Here is a 24,664-nt window from a genome sequence, read left to right on the forward strand (position 1 = left end):
TTTATTCACCGCAAAACTGCTACACCGCGCCACATGATTGGCGGGGCCTAGCAACAAAACAACGAAAGGCAGGGATCATGAAACTGATCCTCACCGCTGCCGTTGAGAACCTCGGCGCCGCAGGCGAAGTCGTAGAGGTTAAAAACGGCTACGGACGCAATTACTTGCTGCCGCGTGGCCTGGCTATCCCAGCCACCGCCGGAGCAGAGAAGAACATCGAAGGCATTCGCCGTGCTCAGCAACAGCGCGAGATCCGCGACTTGGATCACGCTGTTGAGGTCCGCGAAGCTCTGGACAAGCTGTCCCTGAACGAAGTCGTCGTCAAGGTCAAGACTTCGTCCAAGGGCAAGCTCTTCGGCTCGGTCACTGCAGAAGACGTTGCCGAGGCTGTTGCCAAGGCTGGCGGTCCGAAGCTGGACAAGCGAATCATCAACTTGCCAAAGGCATTGGTGAAAAAGACTGGTAACTACCAGGCAGAAGTTGAGCTGCACTCTGATATCAAGGGCAAGATCAACTTCTCGGTCGTCTCTGCTTCCTAGAGAAGCTCTTTAAGTTAACGACAACAGCATTAACAACACTCCCCGTTCGGGTGGTCTGTGAGGGGCCATTCGTGCGGGGAGTTTGTCGTTGGGCATCCCCGTTTTTGGTGTGGGAACTTCTCACAGCTCAACGATAGGGCTGTGGATAACTTGTGGAATTTGTGTAGAAAATTCACTGCACGACCACACTGGTAATGGCCGATTTGCATGTATAAGACTGGTGTGCCGTCAGGACTTTCTGCAGGTACAGGTATTTTTCAGAAGTTATGCACAGCTTGTAGATTTAGCGTAACCCTCAATGATCTGCAGTTTTTCGGAAGTAATGCGTCGTAAAGAAAGGCTTATCCACATAAATTCCACAAGCAGCGGAAAAACCGCAGGTCGATTTCTCTTAACGTGTCAATTTGGCACGAAGTCTCCACTGGCTTGTGGAATATCCTGTGGATAACTTTTGTGAATGAGTACTCGGAAGGGTGTTTGTATAGTTGGCCTAGATGCTGTTTTGCGAAGCTTGCAGTGTTGGTTGGCTCGTTAGAATGAACTCCACAGAACAATCTGCCATGGGGAGGAGACCCAAATGAGCCCGGAAGCCAACGCAAATTTTTCGGATGATTATCAGCTTCCGGAGCCACCACCGGAAGAACCAAGTTTCGACGTCCCAGATATTCATGATGCTGGATTCAGTGCATCCGATCATGATTTTTCGCGAAATAGCTTTTCCGGGAATGATTCTAAGTATCGTTCCCGGAACAAGGGCGGGCGTGGCAAATTCCAACAAGATCAGCCAGAGGCTTATGGTGATTTCCGGCAGCCTCCGCATGACCGAGAAGCTGAACAAGGCGTCCTTGGCGCGATGCTGATGAGCCCCAATACCGTCATGGAAGTCATCGAGGAGCTTGACCCCGAGGATTTCTACTACCCTGCGCATAGCCTGATCTACGAGGCGATGCTGGATCTTTATGCCAATGGCGAGCAAATTGATCCCGTGATTGTTTCGGGGCGTTTGGACCGGTACAACAATTTAGAACGCACCGGCGGCGCGGTATATTTGCATACCCTCATTTCTTCGGTGCCGACCGCCGCGAATGCTTTGTATTATGCGGAGCTGGTCGCGGAAAAGGCAGTGCTGCGCAAGCTTGTCGACGCCGGCACTCGGGTAGTCCAGCTGGGATTTGCTGGCACGGAGGACGCCGAGGTCACCGACGTGATAGACCGCGCCCAGCAGGAAGTCTTCGCGGTCTCGCAAAAGCGCAAAACCGAAGACTACCGTGCGCTGAGCGACTTAATTAAACCGACAGTAGACGAGCTGGCCGCACTCGAGCGCGTCGGCGGTTTGGAGTCCGGTGTACCAACGGGCTTTATCGACCTGGACAAAGTCACCAATGGGCTGCACCCCGGTCAGATGATTATCGTTGCGGCGCGCCCTGGTGTCGGTAAATCGACGCTGGCGATGGATTTTATGCGCTCCTGTTCCATCGAAAACGGCAAAACTTCGGTGATTTTTTCGTTGGAAATGTCGGCGTCTGAGATCGTTATGCGTCTGCTTTCTGCGGAAGCAGAAATCCAATTGACGGATATGCGGTCCGGCAGGATGGATGAACGCGCCTGGGAAAAGCTCACCGACAAACTTAATACGGTGCAAAATGCTCCGATTTTTATCGACGATTCGCCAAACTTGACGATGATGGAGATCCGTTCAAAGGCCCGCAAGCTGAAGCAACAACATGGTTTAGACCTGCTCGTTTTGGATTATCTCCAGTTGATGAGTTCGGGCAAGCGTGTGGAATCGCGGCAACAGGAAGTTTCTGAGTTCTCGCGTCAGTTGAAGTTGTTGGCGAAAGAACTGGAAGTTCCAGTGGTGGCGATTTCCCAGCTGAACCGTGGGCCGGAAGCCCGTACGGACAAAAAACCTCAGCTGGCTGACCTTCGTGAGTCGGGCTCGTTGGAGCAGGATGCGGATATGGTTATGTTGCTTTACCGCCCCGATTCGCAAGACAGGGAAGATTCGCGTGCTGGTGAAGCGGACATCATTCTGGCTAAACACCGCGGTGGACCAATCGATACAGTTACCGTGGCGCATCGTCTCCGTTTTTCGCGATTCGACAATTACGTGCAGCGGGTTTAGCAGCAGCTTTGGGTACAGGGCTAGTGGCGTGGGAATAGCGTCGGAAAGTTTGTTGTTGTGTCATATGTCAGCTACTTCAGCGGATGCTGCGTGCGCGAAAATCAGCGTCGAAGCGTACCGTGGGAAGTCTGCGAATAATGTACTAACGCACTCAATGAGATTTATTGAAGGAGAAACCCACTCATGGCAACCGTAGACATTACTGAAGACACCTTTGAAAGCACCGTTGCTGATAATGATGTCGTTATCGTCGATGCTTGGGCAGAGTGGTGTGGCCCATGCCGCCAGTTTGCGCCGACTTTTGAGAAATCTTCGGAACAGCACGGTGATATCGTGCATGCGAAATTGGACGTTGATAACAACCAGGGAATCGCCGCTGCTTTAGAGATTCAGTCGATCCCGACATTGATGATTTTCCGGGATTCCATCATGGTTTTCCGGGAAGCTGGCGCATTGCCACCAGCGGCTTTGGAAGACGTTATCCAGCAGGTGAAGAAGCTGGACATGGATGACGTACGTAAGCAGCTGGCTGAGCAGAATGCGCAGCAAGACAACTCTTAACACCCTATAGAGGAGGCTCCGGCAGCGTAGCTGTCCTAGCGACGGTGTCTGGAACTCATGCTATGCAGCCGACGAGCTGAGGAATAAATGGCCTGCACGGTGCGATTGAAGCCGTGTAATGCTTTAGGTTTCCCGGCTCGTCGGTTTGTTTATTCAGTAGGGTTCTCTAGCCCGTGCTCTTATTTAGTGCTGGCTTAGGTCACAGCTTGTGGGGAGACTCGCCACATATGGTCGGCAGGACCTGGCATTTATGCGTTGGGTCACTGAAAAGCCACCAAATTTTCCGTATTATTTTTGGAGTACGGCGATAGACGAAATTCGATTTCGGAATGGAGCAAACGTGGATCTATACGAGTACCAAGCTCGTGACTTGTTCAGCGCACACGATGTCCCTGTGCTGCAGGGCATTGTCGCAACGAACCCAGAGCAGGCAAAGAAGGCTGCAGAAGAGATCAATGCCGATCTTTTCGTTGTGAAAGCGCAGGTGAAAACCGGTGGCCGTGGCAAAGCCGGTGGTGTGAAGCTGGCTAAGAGCCCGGCTGAGGCTGCGGAAAAGGCAGAGGAAATTCTCGGCCTGGATATTAAGGGCCACACCGTTAACACCATCATGGTTGCTGAAGGCGCAGATATCGCTGAAGAGTACTACTTCTCGATTCTGTTGGACCGCACCAAGCGCAGCTACCTGGCTATGTGCTCCAAGGAAGGTGGCGTGGAGATTGAAACGCTCGCCGAAGAGCACCCAGAAAAGCTGGTGCGTAAGAACTTCTCACCACTGGAGGGGCTGACCGAGGATATCGCTCGTGATATCGCCAAGGAAGCCGGTTTCAGCGATGAAGAAACCGAGCAGTTGGTTCCTGTCTTCCGTAAGCTTTACGAAGTTTATGAGAAAGAAGACGCACAGCTGGTCGAGGTTAACCCATTAGTCAAGACCGACGATGGTCGCATCATTGCACTCGACGGCAAGGTTTCTCTCGACGACAACGCAGTGTTCCGTCATGAAGACCACGCGAACCTGGAGGACGCCGCCGCGGCTGATCCTTTGGAGCGTCGCGCCAAGGAATTGGGCCTGAACTACGTCAAACTCGACGGTAGCGTTGGCGTGATTGGTAACGGCGCTGGTCTGGTTATGTCTACGCTGGACGTTACCGCTTACGCCGGTGAAGAATTCGGCTCGAAGCCAAAGCCAGCGAACTTCCTGGACATCGGTGGCGGTGCCAATGCCTCTGTCATGGCTAATGGCCTCGAGGTCATCTTCAGCGATGAACAGGTGAAATCCGTATTCGTTAACGTTTTCGGTGGTATCACCGCTTGTGACGAAGTAGCAAACGGCATTGTGCAGGCCAACAAGATCCTGGCTGATCAGGGCGTGCAGGCGAAGCCAATGGTCGTCCGTTTGGATGGCAACAATGCAGAGTTGGGACGCAAGATCCTCAGCGAAGCTGGCTTGGCACACGTTGAACAGGTAACCACCATGGACGAAGCAGCACGCCGTGCAGCCGAACTGGCTGACCAGGCTTAAGGAAGGGGCATAAAAACAGTGTCTATTTTTCTAGACTCAGATTCGAAGATCATCGTTCAGGGCATGACTGGCTCTGAAGGTATGAAGCACACCCAGCGCATGCTGAATTCCGGAGCCAACATTGTTGGTGGTGTGAACCCGAAGAAAGCCGGCGAACAGGTGGAATTCGAAGGCGGCAAGACTGTCCCTGTCTTCGGTTCTGTCGAAGATGCCAAGAACGAGACCGGAGCTAACGTCTCTGTACTTTTCGTTCCAGCGAAGTTCACCAAGGCAGCTGCTGAAGAAGCTATCGACGCAGAAATGCCACTTGTTGTTGTGATTACCGAAGGCGTTCCGGTCAAGGACACCGCGGAATTCCACGCTGCGGCGAAAAAGAGCGGCAAGACCCGAATTATCGGACCAAACTGCCCTGGTCTGATCTCCCCAGGCAAGTCCAATGCAGGCATCATCCCAGCAGAGACTGCTCCAAACCCAGGCAAGATCGGCTTGGTTTCCAAATCCGGTACCTTGACCTACCAGATGATGTACGAGTTGCGTGACATCGGATTCACCTCTTGCGTTGGTATCGGTGGTGACCCAGTTATTGGTACTACCCATATCGATGCTATCGAGGCATTCGAGAACGATCCTGAGACTGAAGCCATCATTATGATCGGTGAGATCGGTGGCGACGCTGAGGAAAACGCTGCGGAATACATCAAGGAAAACGTCACCAAGCCAGTTGTTGGTTACATTGCTGGCTTCACCGCTCCAGAAGGCAAGACCATGGGCCACGCTGGCGCTATTGTTTCTGGTTCTTCCGGAACCGCAGAAGCTAAGAAGCAAGCTTTGGAAGCTGCTGGTGTTAAGGTCGGCAAGACTCCAACCGATGCTGCCAACCTGATGCGCGAAATCATTGGTGCCTAAACAACAGACAATGTCTAGACAGGAGTTCCTGTAGCTTGCAGGCTCGCAGAAATTGCGAGCGCGTGTAGGACTCGTAGAAATTCCGGCCCGTTTCATCCCGTCGAAGAGGATGGAAGGGCCGGTTTTCTATTTCTATTGGCAGTCTAATTGGCCTGGTTCTTTCCGTATCATGGGCTGCAAGAACCGTAACTAACTAGGCAGGTGCAACTGCACTTGAAACCAAGGAGTGAACTGATTATGGCCAATCCCATCAGTAAGGGCTGGAAGTATCTCATGGCGTCATTCGACAACAAGATTGATGAGCATGCGGATCCGAAGGTACAGATTAAGCAAGCCGCTGAAGCTGCAAAACAGCAGCACCGGGAGATCTCCGAGCAAGCTTCGAAGGTAATAGGCAATAAGAAGCAACTCGAAATGCAATTGAACCGGCTATTACAAAGCCAGGACGAGTATCAGTCCCAAGCTCGTGAGGCCTTGCAGGCTGCAGACCAGGCTGAAGGCAATGGTGATGCCGAGAAGGCACAGCGCTTTAATGAAACAGCAGAATTGATTGCATCCCAGCTTGTGGGAGTGGAAAAAGAGCTTACGCAGACTAAAGAAATGTACAATTCTGCGCAGCAGGCTGCGGAACAAGCCAAAGCAGAGCTGCAAAAATCAGAAGCTCGGTTGGAAGAGCAACTCAATGAAGTTCGTCGTTTAGAGCAGCAGGTCGAGCAAACAAAAATGCAGGAAAAGACCAGCGAAGCAATGAACTCAATGAATTCGCAAATCGGTGGAGATGACTCTACCCCGACTTTGGACGGGGTACGCGACAAGATCGAGCGTCGTTACGCGAATGCATTGGGGGCACAGGAACTTTCCCGTAATTCGGCCAGCGATGCAATGGCTGAAATTTCCGCAAGTACTTCGGCGCGCGATGTGAAAGCCAACGCTAAATTAGATGAAATTCGTGCTTCGATGGCCGCTGGTTCATCTGAGGAGAATAAAGCTATTGGTGCAGGTGAAAGCAGCGATGGTGCTGATAGCAGTGATTCGGCAGAACAGAAAGATTCTTAACCTGCACTGGCCGCTGAACTGATTTATCCCTTCGAAAGCTGCGGGGAAACAGAACCGCCCGCAAACTGCAGGGCGCAACATGACAGCCCGCAAGCTGCAGGGCAAAGTTAAAGCGCGGACCGAGCGGTCCGCGCTTTTGTGTAAGGCGATGCGGCAGTCTAGCTATCGCGCGAAGCGTTGAGTAAAATACCGCGAATTCCGGAATGGAATCCGTCGCGTAATTTCACCCGCTGCGTCTCGCTCAAGGTGTACTCATGCAGGGTCTCGCAGGCGAATTGCAGGAGTGGACGATCCACCTCAGGCGGTAGACCGCCCCCGGAAAGTAGGTGGGCCTGGTCACGTTGCTCAGGGGAGGCCGCATTGTCGTACCACCAGCGAGCATATTGTTGACCGACGTCGAAAGGCGTTTGAAAACCGGCGGATGTCCAGACTTCTTCTGGCAATGGGACGTAGCGTGAGCGCAGTTTGCGACGCGGTGCCATCATCGATGGTGAGGGGCGCGGAGCGCTAGGCTTGGGGCTGGCCGGTGAGCCACCAGGTGCGTTGTCCTCGTTGTTGTCGGAAGCATTGTCCCGGTGGGAGTCGCTGGTAGCTCGGCTGTATGCGCGCAGCTCGGCTTCGACTTCCGACGGGTCCTTGTCGTCGTCAAGCGCCTCGCCCGGAGGGGTCTCAGATTGTGTAGTCGGAGCAGCGGGAGTGATATTTGGCGCCGGTTGGTTGCCCCCGGGTGTTGCCGGAGGAGTGGCTGCGACATCCTCTGGTGCGAGTGGAGCATCCTGGACCTCAGAAGCCTGCGCATGAGGACCGGGCTTGGGGGTGGGGTCGAGTTTCTCGGCGAATTCATCGCTGTCGGGCTTCCGGGGGGATTCGCCGGGCTTTGGGATACGGGATTTTTCCGGACCGTGCGTCTCGGCGGTTGGTTGCGAAGAATCGGCTTTCGCGGTTTCGTAGTCGCCTTCGGAGGTGACTGTTCCGTGCGTCTGGACGCTCGTACTAGGTGCATCAGGCGAGCCGGTTTCCTGGGAGTGCACCACAGAAGATTTGGCACAATCGTCGCCGACGCTAGGTGCGGCCGATTCTTCTCCCTCTGTATCACACACAGGTGATTCTTCGGAGTGGTGGTCGCGTACCGTCGGTGGTAGCGGACCTTCCAGCACCTGGAGTTCCATGGCGCCGGTGAAGTCCTCCCGAGGATCGAGGATGGTCGTTGTATCGCAGGCATGGCGTAGCGCGGCTGACATGGAGTCCCAACCAAAACCGTAGAGGTGTACTCGGATCCCAGCATTGGTTGCTTCCTGGACGCCAGGGATCATGTCGGCGTCGCCAGAAACCAGCACCATGTCAGTGAATTGCTGTTTGCAGGCGGTTGTCACCATATCTGCCACTAAGCGCGTGTCGACGGCTTTTTGTGTGCGCCTTTCGCCCCATTCAATCAATTGCCCGGTTCGTAACTGCACTCCTTCACAAGTACGAAGTGCGCGCTGATAACGATGTGGACCAGTATCTGGGATGCCGTCGTACCAATTCTGGCGATGTACGCGTTGCCCTAATTGGTTGGAAATCATGCCATCCAAGATGGCGACGACCTCAGGTAGATCAATTTCTAATTGTGCACGGGCGCCGATTTCCCATGAGTTATAAAAGCTCGCAAGCAAATACGAGGTATCGACATACACAACTGTGCGTTCAAGCATGACTCCTAAATCCGTTTCTCTAATAGATTTAAATAAGTTTCTCTATCTAGTTTGCCTGAATACGGGCTATGAGTCGATAAATCCCGCACCTTAACAGCCAGACGCTAGGAGAAAGCCAGACTAAACGCCGTTACTGGCCTGTATTTCAGTGACGGCTATGGCGCGAGTGGCTAATCATTCGCAGTAATGAACAGCAGAAGGGAGTGGCGGAATATTAGATCGTGGTTTGGCGAAAGTTCGACACTTATAGCGTCGTTATAGCGCGGTTATCGTGATGGTTGGTTACGGAAGAAAGTGGTCTCTAACCAGGGCAAATGAAACCGTTGAACAATCGATTTGCATTGTGTTTTGTTATCGCTTAAGCTTATCCAAGTCGCCGCGAGGGGCTGACAGAGAAAATAACTTCACAGGATTTTGGTTCTGGTGGTTGTGTTCTTTGTTTGTCTGGTGGTGATGGTGATAATTTTATAGGGCTGATGCTCGCTGGCTTTCGGATGGTTTTTGCTGTTTGTTGTGTTGGTGGGTGGCGCTGGTTGTGGGTGCTTTCTGGTTCCGGTTGTTGTGATGAACGACACAGTGTTCTGGTTTGTGTTTCTACAACGTGGTGTGTAACATCGGTCTGGCTGCTTTACGGAAGGGTGCTCGTTGATAAGGGTGCTTGAGTAGTGGGGTGGTGGTGTTGTGTGAGAACTCAATAGCGTGTCAATGTACTTATTATTTTTGATACTTACTTGATTAGTGGGATGTGGATCCTTTTTGTTTCTGCATTTGATTAATCGTTTTGAGTAAGTGTTGCTCTTTGATTTTTCTTTTGTAGTTTTTTGACTAGGTTATCAGACTCTTTTTCTGATTTTTTATGGAGAGTTTGATCCTGGCTCAGGACGAACGCTGGCGGCGTGCTTAACACATGCAAGTCGAACGGAAAGGCCTCTTCGGAGGTACTCGAGTGGCGAACGGGTGAGTAACACGTGGGTGATCTGCCCTGCACTCTGGGATAAGCCTGGGAAACTGGGTCTAATACCGGATAGGACCATGCTTTAGTGTGTGTGGTGGAAAGTTTTTTCGGTGTAGGATGAGCCCGCGGCCTATCAGCTTGTTGGTGGGGTAATGGCCTACCAAGGCGGCGACGGGTAGCCGGACTGAGAGGTTGGTCGGCCACATTGGGACTGAGATACGGCCCAGACTCCTACGGGAGGCAGCAGTGGGGAATATTGCACAATGGGCGCAAGCCTGATGCAGCGACGCCGCGTGGGGGATGACGGCCTTCGGGTTGTAAACTCCTTTCGCCAGGGACGAAGCGTTTTGTGACGGTACCTGGAGAAGAAGCACCGGCTAACTACGTGCCAGCAGCCGCGGTAATACGTAGGGTGCAAGCGTTGTCCGGAATTACTGGGCGTAAAGAGCTCGTAGGTGGTTTGTCACGTCGTCTGTGAAATTCCACAGCTTAACTGTGGGCGTGCAGGCGATACGGGCTGACTTGAGTACTGTAGGGGTAACTGGAATTCCTGGTGTAGCGGTGAAATGCGCAGATATCAGGAGGAACACCGATGGCGAAGGCAGGTTACTGGGCAGTTACTGACGCTGAGGAGCGAAAGCATGGGTAGCAAACAGGATTAGATACCCTGGTAGTCCATGCCGTAAACGGTGGGCGCTAGGTGTAGGGACCTTTTGGGGTTTCTGTGCCGTAGCTAACGCATTAAGCGCCCCGCCTGGGGAGTACGGCCGCAAGGCTAAAACTCAAAGGAATTGACGGGGGCCCGCACAAGCGGCGGAGCATGTGGATTAATTCGATGCAACGCGAAGAACCTTACCTGGGCTTGACATACACTGGATCGCTGCAGAGATGTAGTTTCCCTTGTGGCTAGTGTACAGGTGGTGCATGGCTGTCGTCAGCTCGTGTCGTGAGATGTTGGGTTAAGTCCCGCAACGAGCGCAACCCTTGTCTTATGTTGCCAGCACGTTATGGTGGGGACTCATGAGAGACTGCCGGGGTTAACTCGGAGGAAGGTGGGGACGACGTCAAGTCATCATGCCCCTTATGTCCAGGGCTTCACACATGCTACAATGGCCGGTACAATGCGCAGCGAGCCTGTGAGGGTGAGCTAATCGCTTAAAGCTGGTCTTAGTTCGGATTGGGGTCTGCAACTCGACCCCATGAAGTCGGAGTCGCTAGTAATCGCAGATCAGCAATGCTGCGGTGAATACGTTCCCGGGCCTTGTACACACCGCCCGTCACGTCATGAAAGTTGGTAACACCCGAAGCCGGTGGCTCAAACTCGTTTAGGGAGCCGTCGAAGGTGGGATCGGCGATTGGGACGAAGTCGTAACAAGGTAGCCGTACCGGAAGGTGCGGCTGGATCACCTCCTTTCTAAGGAGTTTTTATTGTGCACTGATTGTTTCCACAGTTGTGGGTGGTCAGTGTTTTGCTGTGATTGTTGTTCATGCACCTGTATGTGGGTGTGTGGGTTGCAGCGTTATTATTTTTTGTTTGTGGGTTTGCATTCTGTTTTCACTTGGTTGAGTGGGTATCATTTTTTTGTGTGTTGGCACGTTGTTGGGTGTCTCGGGCAGCACTTGTGTGTTGTTCGTTGACCATCATGGCTGTGGGTGAACGTTTGTGTTTGCTTGTGGTTGTGGTTGGTGTGGTGTGTGAGAACTGTATAGTGGACGCGAGCATCTGTGCGCATGATGCAGCTTTTGTTGTGTTGTGTGTGCTGTAATTTTTTTCTTTTGTGTTTATTTTGTTGTGTGTTGTAAGGGCACATGGTGGATGCCTTGGCATGCTAAGCCGATGAAGGACGTGGAAGGCTGCGTTATGCCTCGGGGAGTTGTCAATCGAGCGTTGATCCGAGGATGTCCGAATGGGGAAACCCGGCTGTGGTTATTCGCAGTCACCTGCTGGTGAATTTATAGTCAGTATGGGGGTTACGCGGGGAAGTGAAACATCTCAGTACCCGTAGGAGAAGGAAACAATAGTGATTTCGTTAGTAGCGGCGAGCGAACGCGAATGTTGGCTAAACTGCATGTGTGTGATACCTGGTAGGGGTTGCATGTGTGGGGTTGTTGGGAGCAATTGTTCAGTCACTACCATGGCTGTGCTGGTGCGTGCGTGTTAGGTGAAGTGGTTTGGAATGGCCCACCGGAGTAGGTGAGAGTCCTGTAGTTGAAGGCATGTGCGTGTTGGTTGTTGTTTCCCGAGTAGCGGCGGGCTCGTGGAATCTGCCGTGAATCTGCCGGGACCACCCGGTAAGCCTAAATACTTAGTGTGACCGATAGCGGATAGTACCGTGAGGGAATGGTGAAAAGTACCCCGGGAGGGGAGTGAAATAGTTCCTGAAACCATGTGCTTACAATCCGTCAGAGCACCTTTTGTTGTGTGATGGCGTGCCTTTTGAAGAATGAGCCTGCGAGTCAGCGGCATGTCGCGAGGTTAACCCGTGTGGGGTAGTCGTAGCGAAAGCGAATCCTAATTAGGGTGTTGTAGTGGCATGTCCTGGACCCGAAGCGGGGTGATCTACCCATGGCCAGTGTGAAGCAGCTGTAAGAGGTTGTGGAGGCGCGAACCCACGTAGGTTGAAAACTGCGGGGATGAGCTGTGGGTAGGGGTGAAAGGCCAATCAAACTCCGTGATAGCTGGTTCTCCCCGAAATGCATTTAGGTGCAGCGTCGTAGGTTAGCTTGGTGGAGGTAGAGCTACTGTTTGGTTGAGCGGGACTATCATCTTAGCAACATCAGACAAACTCCGAATGCCATTGAAGTGTTCTACGGCAGTGAGACTGTGGGGGATAAGCTTCATAGTCGAGAGGGAAACAGCCCAGATCGCCGGCTAAGGCCCCTAAGGGTGTACTAAGTGGAAAAGGATGTGGGATCGCGATGACAGCCAGGAGGTTGGCTTAGAAGCAGCCATCCTTGAAAGAGTGCGTAATAGCTCACTGGTCGAGTGGTTCTGCGCCGACAATGTAGTGGGGCTCAAGTACACCGCCGAAGCCGCGGCAACTATTTTTAGTTGGGTAGGGGAGCGTCGTGCATGAGGTGAAGCATGAGTGTGAACACGTGTGGATTGTGTGCGAGTGAGAATGCAGGCATGAGTAACGAATTGTAAGGTGAGAATCCTTACCGCCGGATGACTAAGGGTTCCTGGGTCAAGTTCGTCTTCCCAGGGTGAGTCGGGACCTAAGGCGAGGCCGACAGGCGTAGTCGATGGATAACCAGTTGATATTCTGGTACCCGAGTGTGTGCGTCAATGGTAAAGCAGTGATACTAACCACGTGTGAGACTCATTGATTATGCTCTTTGAGTGTGTTGATGGGTTGAGTTTGTGGGGCCTGATCTGTGGTCCAAGTGATGGGGTGACGCAGTGGGGCAGCCACGCCGCTTATTGGATTGTTGGTGTAAGCGTTGAGGTTGGTGCCATTGGTAAATCCGGGCACTGTTTGCTGAGGCGTGATGCGTAGCCCTTTTTTGGGTGAATGTGGTGTGCTTATGCTGTCGAGAAAAGCCTCTAGCGAGTGCATATTCGGCCCGTACCCTAAACCGACACAGGTAGTCAGGTTGAGAATACTAAGGCGTTCGGGTGAACTGTGGTTAAGGAACTCGGCAAAATGTCCCCGTAACTTCGGGAGAAGGGGAGCCCCACCGGGTTTTGCTTGGTGGGGCCGCAGAGAATAGAGGGGTCCGACTGTTTATCAAAAACACAGGTCCATGCGAAAACGTTAAGTTGATGTATATGGACTGACGCCTGCCCGGTGCTGGAAGGTTAAGAGGACCTGTTAGATCTTTTGGGTCGAAGCGGAGAATTTAAGCCCCAGTAAACGGCGGTGGTAACTATAACCATCCTAAGGTAGCGAAATTCCTTGTCGGGTAAGTTCCGACCTGCACGAATGGCGTAACGAGACCCCTGCTGTCTCAACCACAGGCCCGGTGAAATTGCAGTACGAGTAAAGATGCTCGTTACGCGCGGCAGGACGAAAAGACCCCGGGACCTTCACTATAGCTTGGTATTGGTGTTCGGTTTGGCTTGTGTAGGATAGGTGGGAGACTGTGAGGCATGCACGCTAGTGTGTGTGGAGTCGTTGTTGAAATACCACTCTGGCTTGATCGGATACCTTAACCTTGGCCCATGATCTGGGTTGGGGACAGTGCCTGGTGGGTAGTTTAACTGGGGCGGTTGCCTCCTAAAGAGTAACGGAGGCGCCCAAAGGTTTCCTCAGCCTGGTTGGCAATCAGGTTTTGAGTGTAAGTGCACAAGGAAGCTTGACTGTGAGAGTTACTGCTCGAGCAGGGACGAAAGTCGGGACTAGTGATCCGGCACCTACTTGTGGATGTGGTGTCGCTCAACGGATAAAAGGTACCCCGGGGATAACAGGCTGATCTTCCCCAAGAGTCCATATCGACGGGATGGTTTGGCACCTCGATGTCGGCTCGTCGCATCCTGGGGCTGGAGTAGGTCCCAAGGGTTGGGCTGTTCGCCCATTAAAGCGGCACGCGAGCTGGGTTCAGAACGTCGTGAGACAGTTCGGTCTCTATCCGCCGCGCGCGTAGAAACTTGAAAAAGGCTGTCCCTAGTACGAGAGGACCGGGATGGATACACCTCTAGTGTGCCAGTTGTCACGCCCGTGGCATGGCTGGTTGGCTACGTGTAGAAGGGATAACCGCTGAAAGCATCTAAGCGGGAAGCCTGTTTTGAGATGAGGTTTCGTTATTAGGTGCCCTAGAGACTATGGGGTTGATAGGCCAGATCTGGAAGCGTTGTAAGGCGTGGAGGTGACTGGTACTAATTCACCGAACTACTACAACATGCCGGTTTTTGGCTGGTGTTTTTCGTGAGAGATTAATTTTTGTTGTGCTTTGCGTCCACTATGCAGTGTTTGACACACCACGCCGTGTTTGTGTGGTTGACGGGCACATGATTTGTTTGTGTGTTGTCTGGTTGGTTGTGTCGGTGGTTGATAGCGGCAGGGAAACGCCCGGTCCCATTCCGAACCCGGAAGCTAAGCCTGCGTCGCGCTGATGGTACTGCACTCGGGAGGGTGTGGGAGAGTAGGTTGCTGCCGACACTGTATAATTTCATGTTTGGTTGTTTGTTTGGCCCGTGGTTGGGTGCACCTTGTTGGTGCATTCGACCACGGGCCACAAACATATCCACAGTTAGATTCTTGAATATAGAGAGGCGACGAATGGATGAGCGACAACGTTAGCCATGAATCCCTAAGCCTCTACGATGCTACAGCCGACAAAGCTGCCAGCGCCGTCATAAAACAGTATTCAAGCAGCTTTCATATCGCGACCTGCCTGTATCCGAAACCTATTCGGCGAAACATCCGCAACCTCTACGCGGTAGTCCGGATAGCGGATGAAATAGTTGATGGAACCCTGCGCAAAGCAAACTCTCTCGCGGGCAATACTGAATGCATAAGCAATGCGTTAGCCTCTTATGAACAGACCATCCTTAATGCACCGGACAAGCGTTTTCATACCGACCCGATTGTGCACGCTTACGCCAATACTGCCCGACGGTGTCGATTCCCAGAAGAACACATGCAAGCATTCTTTCGCTCAATGCGCATGGACCTGAGCACTACCAGCTTCGCCGAACCCGAGCTGCAAGAATACATCTATGGTTCCGCGGAAGTCATAGGACTGCTATGCCTCGATATTTTTTACGCCGAGACACCACGCCCAGATTCAGCTACCTGGTCACGGATACAGGAGGGGGCACAACGCCTCGGCGCCGGCTTACAAAAAATCAATTTCCTCAGAGACTACACTGAAGACACTACAGTTCGTCGGCGCGATTATTACCCTCGCTTGTCCGCACCGTCCGCAGAAGAAGCATTCAACAGCATCTTGGCAGAAGCTCGCTCCGATCTGCTAGCAGGCGCACGAACGATCAAATTACTCCCTCCCAAAGTGCAACCGGCGGTAGCCGCGGCATCCGAAATTTACTTGGAATTAGCGGGCAAACTCTGCCGGCACCCGGAAGCGGTTATCGGTGCAGGCACTAACAAACGCAGGCTATCGGTCCCGAAGCCGGTTAAAACCCGGATAGTCAGTCAGGCAATATTTCGTTCCGGTTATGGTGCCGCGCTACACAAACTGACCCGGAAGGCAGGCGCATGAAACGTCAAGTGTTGGTGATAGGCGCAGGTATCAGCGGGCTTGCTACCGCCGGGCTTCTGGCAAGGCGCGGGTTTGCGGTTACGGTCGTCGACAAGAACGAGTCCATTGGTGGCAGAATTGGCGAGATATCCGACTCCGGGTTTCGGTTTGAAACCGGCCCCTCGTGGTATTTGATGCCAGAAGCATACGACCAATTTTTCCGCATCATGGGTACAAGTACCGCTGCGCAGTTATCACTGTCGGTGCTTGATCCGGGTTACCGCGTGTGGACAGACGTCGGCGAATACGTCGATGTGCCCCGTGGGGCAGACAAGGTCACGGAGTTATTTGAATCGATTGAGCCAGGGGCAGGAGCACGCTTGCGTCGTTACCTGGCATCCGCGCACCTGGTTTATTCCGTTGCTCTCAGCAATTTTTTGTACACTACCTTCCGTTCAGCGTCTGCGTTTTTTCAGCCAGAGGTCCTGCGCCGTTCCGGGCATCTGCTCCGGTTTTTGTTGGTTCCCCTACAGCAGTTCGTCGAGAAGCAATTTCACGATCACCGCCTGCGTAAAATTCTGCAATATCCAGCGGTGTTTCTTTCGACCCAACCAAGCACGGCCCCGAGTTTGTACCACTTGATGAGCCACACTGACTTGGAACTGGGGGTGCGATATCCAACCGGTGGTTTCCGGGCTATTGTAGATGCAGTCGCACAATTGGCGCACGAGCATGGTGTCCGCTTCGAATTAGGATCCGAGGTTGTTCGTCTGGATTGCGCGGATCGCAATAACAGCCCACGACGCTCCAGCCAGCAGGACCGCAGCACGTTGTACTCCGGTGCACAGGCGGATAAGGCTCATATCAAGCGCGTCGAGGTGCGGACAGCGGAGGGTAGCCAGACTTATTACCCTGACCTCGTGGTGTCCACGGCAGACCTGCACCACACTGAAACTGTGTTGCTTCCTCGCAAATACCAAAGTTACCCCGAAACGTATTTTGCGAAAAAAGACCCTGGGATCGGCGTCGTACTGGCCATGTTGGGCGTTCGCGGAGCGCTTCCAGAATTAGCTCATCATTCATTGCTGCTGTCCCCGGAGTGGCAGAGGGATTTTTCTGCCGTATTTTCGGCAACCGGCGCGCTTCCCGAAAATAAGAGTTCATTATCGCTGTACGTGTGTAAGCCCTCGGCAACCGATGCGACAGTGGCTCCTGCCGGTTACGAAAATCTTTTTGTACTAGTACCTACAGCGGCCGATCTGGGGATTGGCTACGGTTCTGGCGATCATGCCGACGAACGCAATAATGTTGCTTTTGCGCAGCAGGAATCACCGGCGGTAACAGCTATCGTCGACAAGGCTGTGGCTCGGATTGCCCAAGTGACAGGCGTTAATGATTTGGCGGAGCGAATTGTGGTGCGGCATACGCTCGCGCCAGGAGATTTCGCGAAGGATTTCCATGCTTGGCGCGGTGGTGCTCTGGGCCCGGCGCACACGCTAGGGCAATCTGCGATGTTTCGACCGCAGAATAAGTCGAAAAAACTCTCCAACCTTTACTACGCCGGTGCGACTGTCGCGCCCGGGGTGGGGGTGCCGATGTGCCTGATTTCGGCCGAAAATGTTCTCAAACGTATCGATGGGCGGACAGATTCCCGTCCCATGCTTGCCGACGAAGTGCTGCATGGCAGCCACTGTAAGCGAAATCGCAGCCACTAAAAACGAATCTTTAACTTTGCTGCAAGGTATCGAGCACCCCTAGCTTGGTACGAAAACTGCGCTGCCGGCCGTTTAACGGATCGGTGAAAGAGATTTCCCGGGCGATGAGATGCATGGGCACCGCAAAATCTTCTTCATCCTCTTTATAGATCCGCGGATAAACAGGATCGCCCAAGATGGGTACTCCTGCCGCCCACATATGCAGGCGCAGTTGATGTGTTTTGCCGGTGACCGGGGCCAATCGGTAGCGCGCCAGTGGTGGCTGCGGGCCGTGGATTTTTTCCAGCTCGGTTTGTTCTGCCGGGCTGCACGGAGTGATGGCATCTACATAGGTGATCGCATTGGTTTCGCCTTCCACGAAGCGACCCTGCAATTCGCCAGGGTGTTTTTCCAGCCGGGAACGCCAGCTAAGCCGACCGTCGTGAGCAAGCGAGTCGGCCAACTCTGGATCATAAGCCGCGACGGCCTCGTACACCTTGGATACCTGACGTTGCGCGAACAGGGTTTGATACGGCCCGCGCAGTTCGGAGCGGGTGGTGAACACGACCAACCCGGAGGTTAAACGGTCCAGCCTGTGGGCAGGGGAAATCTCCGGGATACCGGTGAGCTGACGCAACTGCACAGTCGCGGTTTGCACAATGTGGCGAGCCCGCGGCATCGTAGCCATGAACGGTGGCTTGTGGACCACCAGCAAGTCATCGTCGCGGTGGATTATCGTGAGCTGGTAGGGAATTTCGGCTTCCGGGGCAGGGGTTTTGTAGAAGAAGACCTCACAATTTTCGGGTAGCAGCTCGTTGGGGGAAAGCGGGGCGCCGTTGTGGCGCACCACCTCGTGATCGCGAAAGCGTTGGTAAATCGCCTCCCAATTATCGTCTGGGTGGCGATGTCTCTGGGAAAAAATTACCTCGGCGACGGCATCGACAGCTCGAATTCCGGATGGTGGGGCGCCTTGAATGCGGATGCGCGTGGGGTTCAGACCATCTTTGATGGGTAACGGGGTGGACTTTCGGCGCATGTCGTTTATTATATCGTTATGGATTTAAACGCATTCTTAGAACCAATCACCAACTTCTTTGCCTCTGAAATTGGCGCCACCATCTCACGTGTACTGCACAGTATTTTCCAGCTTCTTTACCCAGCTAACTCGGAAGCTGCACACAAGTAAAAGTTTTCCCACTCCTCCCACGCCTTGTCGCTTTACAAGGCTTTGGTTTTGGACGCGATGAAGAGCACGAAACAGCCGTGGTGTGCATTGTAAATCTACGGACAGTATCGGTGATCGCGGTTATACTGGGTGGTGGAAGGGATATTTTCGCCGGATTTGCTCATATCAGGTTCGGTCAGAGGTATTCACCAGTTATGGCTGAAAACGACCTGGAGAAAGGGCGGTCACAATGTCCAAAGAAGATATCATTGTAGTAGCAGTAGACGGATCCGATGCTTCCAACGAGGCTGTCCGTTGGGCAGCAAATGCAGCGGCAAAGCGTGGGGTTCCTCTACGTCTGGCTTCTAGCTACACGATGCCACAGTTTTTGTATGCAGAAGGCATGGCTCCGCCGAAAGAGCTTTATGACGAGCTGCAAGGCGAAACTTTAGACAAGATTGAAGCCGCGCGGAAGCTGGCTTTAGAAGTGGCTCCTGAAATTAAGATCGGTCACACGGTGGCCGAGGGCTCTCCGATTGACATGCTATTGGAGATCTCCAATGACGTCACCATGATTGTTTTGGGCTCCCGCGGTCTGGGCGGTTTGTCTGGCATGGTTATGGGCTCTGTTTCTGCTGCGGTAGTTTCCCACTCCACCTGCCCAGTCGTGGTGGTTCGGGAAGATTCCGGAGTTACCGAATCCTCCAAGTATGGCCCAGTCGTCGTCGGTGTGGATGGTTCTGAAGTTTCCCAAAAAGCTACTGAATACGCCTTTGCCGAAGCGCACGCCCGTGGCTCTGAGCTGATTGCGATCAACACCTGGATGGATATGCAGGTGCAGGCATCGCTGGCAGGCTTGACGGCTGCGCAGAAGGAATGGGAACAAACTGAAAAAGAACAAAAGCAGATGATGGATGAGCGCTTGTCTGCTTTAGTGAAGAAGTACCCAGAGGTACCGGTGAAGAAGGTCGTGACCCGGGATCGTCCGGTGCGAGCATTGGCGGAAAACGCGGAAGACGCTCAGCTGCTGGTGACCGGTTCACATGGCCGCGGCGGATTCAAAGGAATGCTGCTAGGATCGACTTCTCGTGCACTGTTGCAATCCGCGCCGTGCCCAATGATGGTTGTTCGCCCAGAATCGGAGTAAAAAATGGAAACCCTTAGCTTGGGAATTATCGCCTGGATTATTATCGGTGGTTTGGCAGGTTGGATCGCCGGTAAAATTAAAGATTCTAGCCAGGGTTTCTTCGGAAACATCCTTGTCGGCATCGTCGGCGGTCTACTCGGTGGTTGGCTACTGAGCCTGCTCGGCTTCGATGCTGCTGGCGGTGGTTTCTGGTTCAGCCTGCTCACAGCCATTCTTGGTTCAGTGATCCTGCTGTCTATCCTGAATGCGATTAAGAAATAATGCTGCGAAAGTAGCTGCACTAAGCCAGTCGGTTTCTACCGGCTGGCTTTTTTAGTGACCAGAATCTGAATACAAAAAGTCTTACTAGTGCGCGCGAACTGAACCGGGTGGTCTATATTGTATGAAGACCGACTAGTGCAGGTGCGTGGTCTGATCGCGCATACGGCTGAGAACAGGAAGGAGCCGGAGTGAGCACCGCCAAGAAGAAGACGACGGCTAGCCGTCGCCAGAACCGCCCGAGTCCCCGCACTCGGTTGCTCAACTCTGCCACCAAACTTTTCGACACTGAAGGCATCCGTGTGATCGGTATTGACCGGATTTTACGCGATGCAGATGTTGCCAAAGCCTCGCTATATTCGTTGTTTGGTTCCAAAGACGCGCTGGTGACTGCCTATATCGAGAAACTTGATGAGGACTTTCGGGAAGATTGGCAGCAGCGCACGGCAGAACTCACCAATGTGGAAGACAAGCTTTTGGCTTTCTTCGATAAAGCCATCGACGATGAACCAAAAAAGGATTTTCGCGGCTCGCACTTTCTCAACGCAGCTAACGAATATCCAAAGCCAGAGACTGACTCTGAACGGCAAATCATTTCTGCGTGCATGAACCACCGTAGCTGGGTGCATGACACCATGACCACGCTGTTAAACGAGAAAAATGGCTACCCGTCCGCAACCCAGGCCTCGCAGTTGCTTATTTTCCTCGATGGCGGGCTTGCCGGGGCACGCCTGACCCGCAGCATCAACCCGCTGGTGACAGCACGAGACCTGGCGCGCCAGATGTTAGCGGCGCCACCAGCGGACTATTCGATTTAGTCGCGCCTACCTTCCCCTGGGGTATCGCTCGCGTCGCTAGAGGTATTTTCGGTAGTGGTATCCTGCGGAGCGTCGGCATTTGTAGATTTAGCCTGGGCAGCCTTCTTTTCGGCCTTTTCCGCCCGGCGCTGACGCGAAATCTCTAGTCGTGCTTGCTGCTGCTTTTTCCGCAGCTCCTTTTTCTCGGCGCGCTCCTGCTCTGCAGCGCGTTGCTTTTCTGCGCGGGTGGCGGCGAGTTCTTTTGCATACTCCGGATCTTTTCGCGCACGCTTATTTTCTTGTTTGCGTTCCCGTTTGCTCTGCTTACGGTCCTTTTTCCGCTGCCGGAATAATTGATGTGACTTACGTCGAGCCTCGTGATGCTCTTCTCGCAGTGGGTAGCGCACACGTACCAGCACAATGAACAATAGTGATTGCACCAAGGTCCACAAGTTATTAATGAACCAATAAATGATAATGGCCCAAGGGATCGGCAGGTTAAAAGCGACAAAGAACAGCATGATCGGCACAAATACCGACATCACGATCAAGAATTTGAATAACCGGCGCGCGATAGCATTCGACCATTCAGTGGTATAGAACGCGCGGAAGGTACTGATCACCAAGTTGATTGTGGTAAATGCAATAGCCAGTAGCAGCGCGGGCATCATCCCAGAAATGACTTCCGCGGTGCTAATACCAAAGGCCTGCTCTAGGTCTGGGCCCATCGAGGCGAATGCCGGAAGCGGAATGCCTAAAAATTCTGTGTGACGGAAATCGCTGACCTCCGCGGCAGTTAATAAGCCGATTGATTCTGCCGGCGCAATGCCCGTTTCTGCGCCAGAGCTGCCCGCAGCGCCTGCCTGTCCGGAACCGCCTTCTAGCGGGTTCGCCATTAATAACAGCAGCCGATACAGGCCGATGAAAACCGGAATCATGATCAATGGCGGGATACACCCCATCACTGGGCTGTAACGGTATTCGTCGTAAAGCGCTTGTTTTTTCTTTTGATATTCGCGAATCTCGTCGGTGCTGGTTACTTCCGCGTATTGTTCCTCAAGAGCGTTTAGGCGCGGACGAAGTAATGCGATGACGCGCCCAGAACGGGCGGAATACCAGGTCAATGGTGCGATCAGCCCGCGGACAGTGACGATGAGAAATGGAATGGAGACCAGCCATGACACGGAGTCTTCTAGCCCAAAGATATTTTGAAAGATCAGGTGCCATAGTTTCATGACCGCCGAAACTGGGTACATGAACAAGTCATATAAAGCTTCCATAGAAAGAGCGCGCTTCCTTCCGACGAGGATCGTTTCTGCCGGGGATTAGGCAGAAAAATACCGGCCGTTTAAAGTCTAGCCGTACGGCTGCACTGGGTAAGCTGTGGGCATGAGCAGCCCGGATCTTGTTGCAAAAAACGGTGATACTGACGTTGTGTCCGAATCCGATTTACGTGTGCCGCGTTCGGTAGCGGTGACGCCTGATTCCGCAGCAGAGGCAGAGGCCGCGATTGCCGATGTAGTAGCTGATCGTGATGTGCTGGGTGATGGCATTCATGTGCTCACCGCCGTGTTGTTAGTGGTTGGTGTGGTCGGTTCATTGCGTATGCCGTTGCCCGAAGCCAGCTTGAACCTCATTTTGTACACTGCTTTTGCCGCAATCTATTTTGCCGGTTCGGTGTATCTGGATGAGAAAGAAGAAAGCGTCCAGCTATTTTGGCTTTTCGGTCTCCTGGCAGTGTGGATGGCGATTATGTTCGTCACCCCAATGGGGGCCTACCTGGCGTTTACTATTTTCTTTTTGTTTCTGCGGGTGCTCGATGGGGTACGTGGGATTGTCTCCGTCATGTTTGCCACCAGCATCACGGTGATCATGCAGATTCCCTCTGGACTCACCTTGGGCGGCATCATGGGGCCGACGGTCTCTGCTATTGTTACCGTCGCAATCTATTTCGCCTTCACGACGCTGTCCCACATCAGCCGCCAACGCGCCCAGCTGATCCATGAGTTAATGGAGACTCGTGAGCAGCTAGCGGAATCCGAACGCGAAGCCGGAATTAATGCCGAACGCCAGCGTATCGCCCACGAAATTCACGACACCCTGGCGCAGGGGTTGTCCTCCATTCAAATGTTGCTGCACGCGGCGGACCGGGGCTTAGATCGTATCGACGCCGCGCATGAGGGCGATGAGGCAGTGGATTCGTCTCAACCGCGCCACCACATTGAACTTGCTCGCACCGTGGCCGCTGATAACTTGCAAGAGGCCCGGGCTATGATCGCCGCGTTGCAGCCGGCCACATTGGCGGAGACTTCCTTGCAACAAGCCTTGGAACGTGTTGCGCAGAATTGGGCAGACACCAGCGAGATCGTCATTGACGTAGAGGTGGACGGTACAGCGCGGCAGCTGCCGATGAAAACCGAGGCCGCGTTGTTGCGTATCGCGCAGGGGGCAACCGGCAACGTCGTCAAGCATGCTGGGGCTAGCCGGGCGCGCATTACCCTGACTTACGACGAGGACATAGTGCGTTTGGACGTGGTGGATAATGGAGCTGGTTTTGATCTTGCCGACGTCGACAAGCGCCCTAGTGGGTTGGGGCATGTGGGTTTGGCAGCTATGCGGCAGCGGGCCGCCGAGCAAGGCGGACAGATGGAAATTGAAACCGAACCTGGGCGCGGGACCGCGGTATCGGTGACGATGCCGTGCACGGAATAGCCGGGGAGTAAGATAAAGCTAAGTAACCGTCAGAAAAGGGGTAGTTGTCCACCATGATCAGAGTCTTGCTGGCAGACGACCACGAGATCGTACGCCTTGGGCTGCGCGCAATTTTGGATGATGCGGAAGACATCGAAGTTGTTGGCGAAGTTGCCACCGCCGAGGCCGCGATTTCTGCCGCGCATGCTGGTGGCATTGACGTGCTGTTGATGGATCTTCGATTTGGCGCTGGCGCGGAAGGTCACCGGGTAACGGGTGGGGCAGAAGCCACGCGCACGATTAAAACTTCAGTGCCACACCCACCAAAAGTACTGGTGGTGACGAATTATGACACGGACGCAGACATCCTCGGCGCAATTGAGGCCGGGGCAGTGGGCTATTTGTTGAAAGATTCCCCGCCGGCGGAATTGTTGGCTGCGGTGCGTTCGGCAGCAGAAGGTGATTCTGCGCTGTCGCCGGTGGTTGCGGATCGTTTGATGACACGCGTACGCACCCCGCGCAGCTCGCTGACCCCGCGTGAGCTGGAGGTGCTGAAGCTGGTGGCCTCGGGTTCGTCGAACCGTGACATCGGCACCGAGCTGATGTTGTCGGAAGCCACCGTGAAGTCTCACTTGGTGCACATCTATGACAAGTTGGGTGTGCGCTCCCGGACCTCGGCGGTAGCCGCTGCCCGGGAGCAGGGAGTGCTTTAACGGCGCGCGTTACCCTTCAGCGATATTGCGCTGAATATCCTCGGTGATTAAGTCAATATCGTTGCTGACGCTGCGGTGCGCGCGACGACGCTGCTGGTCGGTCATGAACTCCGCGTTGTCGACGGCTGCCTTCAGCTCGTCCAAGCGCTCGTTAATATCGCGCTTGTACCCTGGCTTCACGCTGGTGTCCTGCAGCGAATTGCGGATTCCCTGGATACGCGCCTTCAAATCCGCACCGTGCCCGCTAAACTGCGCCATCTGTTCTGGGGTGACACCAGAGCGCTGTGCGGTGCGTTTGCTGAACTGATCCTGCGCAGCAGTAATACCACGGTAAATTAACGGCAGCGCCAGCGGCAGCAGCACGCGGGAAGCACCGGCGAAACGCTTGACGTTATCGGCGTTGAATTTGCCGGTCTGCAGCTTATCCAGCTCCATCTTCGCCATTTTTTCCTGGTGCTTGCGTTTGGATTTCAAGCCCTTGTTTTCGTCTTTAATAATCGCGCGTTTTTGCTTTGCCAGTAGTTTTTCGCGGCGGGCGCGTGCCTTCGAATCAGCTTTGATCTCTGCTTTCGCGCGGGCCTTGGCAGCTTTAACGGCGGCTTTGGCATCGCTACGGCGCTTACGGAGTGACTTCATCAAGCCCATGGTGTGCTCACCTTTGCTGAAAATTGTGTATTCTTACCAGTTGCTGATTCAACAA

17 protein-coding genes, 3 rRNA genes and 2 pseudogenes are annotated in these 24,664 nt (G+C 53.6%); 17 read left to right on the top strand and 5 right to left on the bottom strand.

Translation table 11 applies throughout. The annotated features are described in order from the left end of the window. Positions 1 to 77 precede the first annotated feature (77 nt). The 6 genes from rplI (at position 78) to HMPREF1292_RS03370 (ending at position 6,706) form a co-directional block, all read left to right on the top strand. Entirely contained in the window at positions 78 to 539 is a 462-nt protein-coding gene (gene rplI, locus HMPREF1292_RS03345) for a 50S ribosomal protein L9 (protein ID WP_023018755.1), read from the top strand. 577 nt (positions 540 to 1,116) lie between these two features. Beyond that, entirely contained in the window at positions 1,117 to 2,664 is a 1,548-nt protein-coding gene (gene dnaB / locus HMPREF1292_RS03350; RefSeq protein WP_023018756.1) for a replicative DNA helicase, read from the top strand. A 183-nt stretch (positions 2,665 to 2,847) separates the two neighbouring features. After that, positions 2,848 to 3,225, top strand: a complete 378-nt coding sequence (gene trxA, locus HMPREF1292_RS03355; protein WP_023018757.1) for a thioredoxin — start codon at positions 2,848 to 2,850, stop codon at positions 3,223 to 3,225. 340 nt (positions 3,226 to 3,565) lie between these two features. Next, positions 3,566 to 4,744: an ADP-forming succinate--CoA ligase subunit beta gene (gene sucC / locus HMPREF1292_RS03360; RefSeq protein ID WP_024272810.1), complete on the top strand. Its 1,179-nt coding sequence runs from the start codon at positions 3,566 to 3,568 to the stop codon at positions 4,742 to 4,744. 18 nt (positions 4,745 to 4,762) lie between these two features. Then, positions 4,763 to 5,650, top strand: coding sequence for a succinate--CoA ligase subunit alpha (gene sucD / locus HMPREF1292_RS03365; protein ID WP_021353268.1), 888 nt, complete (start codon positions 4,763 to 4,765; stop codon positions 5,648 to 5,650). A 237-nt stretch (positions 5,651 to 5,887) separates the two neighbouring features. Beyond that, positions 5,888 to 6,706: a PspA/IM30 family protein gene (locus tag HMPREF1292_RS03370; protein ID WP_023018758.1), complete on the top strand. Its 819-nt coding sequence runs from the start codon at positions 5,888 to 5,890 to the stop codon at positions 6,704 to 6,706. Positions 6,707 to 6,864: 158 nt separating this feature from the next. Here HMPREF1292_RS03370 and HMPREF1292_RS11530 read toward each other — a convergent pair. Further along, positions 6,865 to 7,203, bottom strand: a pseudogene (locus HMPREF1292_RS11530) (NYN domain-containing protein); the annotation flags it as partial. 759 nt (positions 7,204 to 7,962) lie between these two features. Beyond that, positions 7,963 to 8,400, bottom strand: a pseudogene (locus HMPREF1292_RS11535) (NYN domain-containing protein); the annotation flags it as partial. An 853-nt stretch (positions 8,401 to 9,253) separates the two neighbouring features. Here HMPREF1292_RS11535 and HMPREF1292_RS03380 point away from each other — a divergent pair. From HMPREF1292_RS03380 to crtI, 5 genes are all read left to right on the top strand, one after another. Continuing rightward, a 16S ribosomal RNA gene (locus HMPREF1292_RS03380) occupies positions 9,254 to 10,769 on the top strand. Positions 10,770 to 11,144: 375 nt separating this feature from the next. Beyond that, positions 11,145 to 14,199, top strand: a 23S ribosomal RNA gene (locus tag HMPREF1292_RS03385). A 139-nt stretch (positions 14,200 to 14,338) separates the two neighbouring features. Continuing rightward, positions 14,339 to 14,457 (top strand): 5S ribosomal RNA (gene rrf / locus HMPREF1292_RS03390). Together the 16S, 23S and 5S rRNA genes form the textbook arrangement of a ribosomal RNA operon. A gap of 124 nt (positions 14,458 to 14,581) precedes the next feature. After that, positions 14,582 to 15,520, top strand: coding sequence for a squalene/phytoene synthase family protein (locus HMPREF1292_RS03395; RefSeq protein WP_023018760.1), 939 nt, complete (start codon positions 14,582 to 14,584; stop codon positions 15,518 to 15,520). After that, positions 15,517 to 17,214, top strand: coding sequence for a phytoene desaturase family protein (crtI, locus tag HMPREF1292_RS03400; protein ID WP_023018761.1), 1,698 nt, complete (start codon positions 15,517 to 15,519; stop codon positions 17,212 to 17,214). Before HMPREF1292_RS03395 ends, crtI begins: the two co-directional genes overlap by 4 nt. A gap of 10 nt (positions 17,215 to 17,224) precedes the next feature. Here the strand turns inward: crtI and HMPREF1292_RS03405 are convergent, their stop codons facing one another. Continuing rightward, a complete protein-coding gene (locus HMPREF1292_RS03405; RefSeq protein ID WP_023018762.1) occupies positions 17,225 to 18,229 on the bottom strand; it encodes a pseudouridine synthase in 1,005 nt (334 codons plus the stop codon). A gap of 18 nt (positions 18,230 to 18,247) precedes the next feature. Here HMPREF1292_RS03405 and HMPREF1292_RS11470 point away from each other — a divergent pair, with 18 nt between their 5' ends. The 4 genes from HMPREF1292_RS11470 to HMPREF1292_RS03420 all read left to right on the top strand — a co-directional run bounded on the left by HMPREF1292_RS11470 (position 18,248) and on the right by HMPREF1292_RS03420 (position 20,581). Then, positions 18,248 to 18,379 (top strand): hypothetical protein, encoded by a 132-nt coding sequence (locus HMPREF1292_RS11470; protein WP_021353439.1) that lies wholly within the window; start codon positions 18,248 to 18,250, stop codon positions 18,377 to 18,379. Between the two features lie 229 nt (positions 18,380 to 18,608). After that, positions 18,609 to 19,505: a universal stress protein gene (locus HMPREF1292_RS03410; RefSeq protein ID WP_023018763.1), complete on the top strand. Its 897-nt coding sequence runs from the start codon at positions 18,609 to 18,611 to the stop codon at positions 19,503 to 19,505. Between the two features lie 3 nt (positions 19,506 to 19,508). Further along, complete coding sequence (locus tag HMPREF1292_RS03415; RefSeq protein WP_021353441.1) at positions 19,509 to 19,766, top strand: GlsB/YeaQ/YmgE family stress response membrane protein; 258 nt, start codon at positions 19,509 to 19,511, stop codon at positions 19,764 to 19,766. A gap of 188 nt (positions 19,767 to 19,954) precedes the next feature. Continuing rightward, positions 19,955 to 20,581, top strand: a complete 627-nt coding sequence (locus HMPREF1292_RS03420) for a TetR/AcrR family transcriptional regulator (RefSeq protein ID WP_021353442.1) — start codon at positions 19,955 to 19,957, stop codon at positions 20,579 to 20,581. Here the strand turns inward: HMPREF1292_RS03420 and yidC are convergent. Next, positions 20,578 to 21,840, bottom strand: a complete 1,263-nt coding sequence (yidC, locus tag HMPREF1292_RS03425; RefSeq protein WP_023018764.1) for a membrane protein insertase YidC — start codon at positions 21,838 to 21,840, stop codon at positions 20,578 to 20,580. The genes HMPREF1292_RS03420 and yidC overlap by 4 nt on opposite strands. 109 nt (positions 21,841 to 21,949) lie before the next feature. On the opposite strand from yidC, the gene HMPREF1292_RS03430 reads away from it, so the two are divergent. After that, a complete protein-coding gene (locus HMPREF1292_RS03430; protein WP_021353444.1) occupies positions 21,950 to 23,272 on the top strand; it encodes a sensor histidine kinase in 1,323 nt (440 codons plus the stop codon). 53 nt (positions 23,273 to 23,325) lie between these two features. After that, positions 23,326 to 23,964 (top strand): response regulator transcription factor, encoded by a 639-nt coding sequence (locus HMPREF1292_RS03435; RefSeq protein ID WP_021353445.1) that lies wholly within the window; start codon positions 23,326 to 23,328, stop codon positions 23,962 to 23,964. A 9-nt stretch (positions 23,965 to 23,973) separates the two neighbouring features. On the opposite strand, the gene HMPREF1292_RS03440 is transcribed toward HMPREF1292_RS03435, so the two are convergent. Beyond that, positions 23,974 to 24,609, bottom strand: coding sequence for a DUF6474 family protein (locus tag HMPREF1292_RS03440; protein ID WP_023018765.1), 636 nt, complete (start codon positions 24,607 to 24,609; stop codon positions 23,974 to 23,976). Positions 24,610 to 24,664: the final 55 nt, after the last annotated feature.

It is taken from the genome of Corynebacterium sp. KPL1995 (assembly GCF_000477935.1).
Lineage (GTDB): Bacteria > Actinomycetota > Actinomycetes > Mycobacteriales > Mycobacteriaceae > Corynebacterium > Corynebacterium pseudodiphtheriticum.

Coding starts and splice junctions, on each gene's coding strand:
- rplI (WP_023018755.1), top strand. CDS start 78: ATGAAACTGATCCTCACCGCTGCCGTTGAGAACCTCGGCGCCGCAGGC.
- dnaB (WP_023018756.1), top strand. CDS start 1,117: ATGAGCCCGGAAGCCAACGCAAATTTTTCGGATGATTATCAGCTTCCG.
- trxA (WP_023018757.1), top strand. CDS start 2,848: ATGGCAACCGTAGACATTACTGAAGACACCTTTGAAAGCACCGTTGCT.
- HMPREF1292_RS03370 (WP_023018758.1), top strand. CDS start 5,888: ATGGCCAATCCCATCAGTAAGGGCTGGAAGTATCTCATGGCGTCATTC.
- HMPREF1292_RS03395 (WP_023018760.1), top strand. CDS start 14,582: ATGAGCGACAACGTTAGCCATGAATCCCTAAGCCTCTACGATGCTACA.
- crtI (WP_023018761.1), top strand. CDS start 15,517: ATGAAACGTCAAGTGTTGGTGATAGGCGCAGGTATCAGCGGGCTTGCT.
- HMPREF1292_RS03405 (WP_023018762.1), bottom strand. CDS start 18,229: ATGCGCCGAAAGTCCACCCCGTTACCCATCAAAGATGGTCTGAACCCC.
- HMPREF1292_RS11470 (WP_021353439.1), top strand. CDS start 18,248: ATGGATTTAAACGCATTCTTAGAACCAATCACCAACTTCTTTGCCTCT.
- HMPREF1292_RS03410 (WP_023018763.1), top strand. CDS start 18,609: ATGTCCAAAGAAGATATCATTGTAGTAGCAGTAGACGGATCCGATGCT.
- HMPREF1292_RS03415 (WP_021353441.1), top strand. CDS start 19,509: ATGGAAACCCTTAGCTTGGGAATTATCGCCTGGATTATTATCGGTGGT.
- yidC (WP_023018764.1), bottom strand. CDS start 21,840: ATGGAAGCTTTATATGACTTGTTCATGTACCCAGTTTCGGCGGTCATG.
- HMPREF1292_RS03430 (WP_021353444.1), top strand. CDS start 21,950: ATGAGCAGCCCGGATCTTGTTGCAAAAAACGGTGATACTGACGTTGTG.
- HMPREF1292_RS03435 (WP_021353445.1), top strand. CDS start 23,326: ATGATCAGAGTCTTGCTGGCAGACGACCACGAGATCGTACGCCTTGGG.
- HMPREF1292_RS03440 (WP_023018765.1), bottom strand. CDS start 24,609: ATGGGCTTGATGAAGTCACTCCGTAAGCGCCGTAGCGATGCCAAAGCC.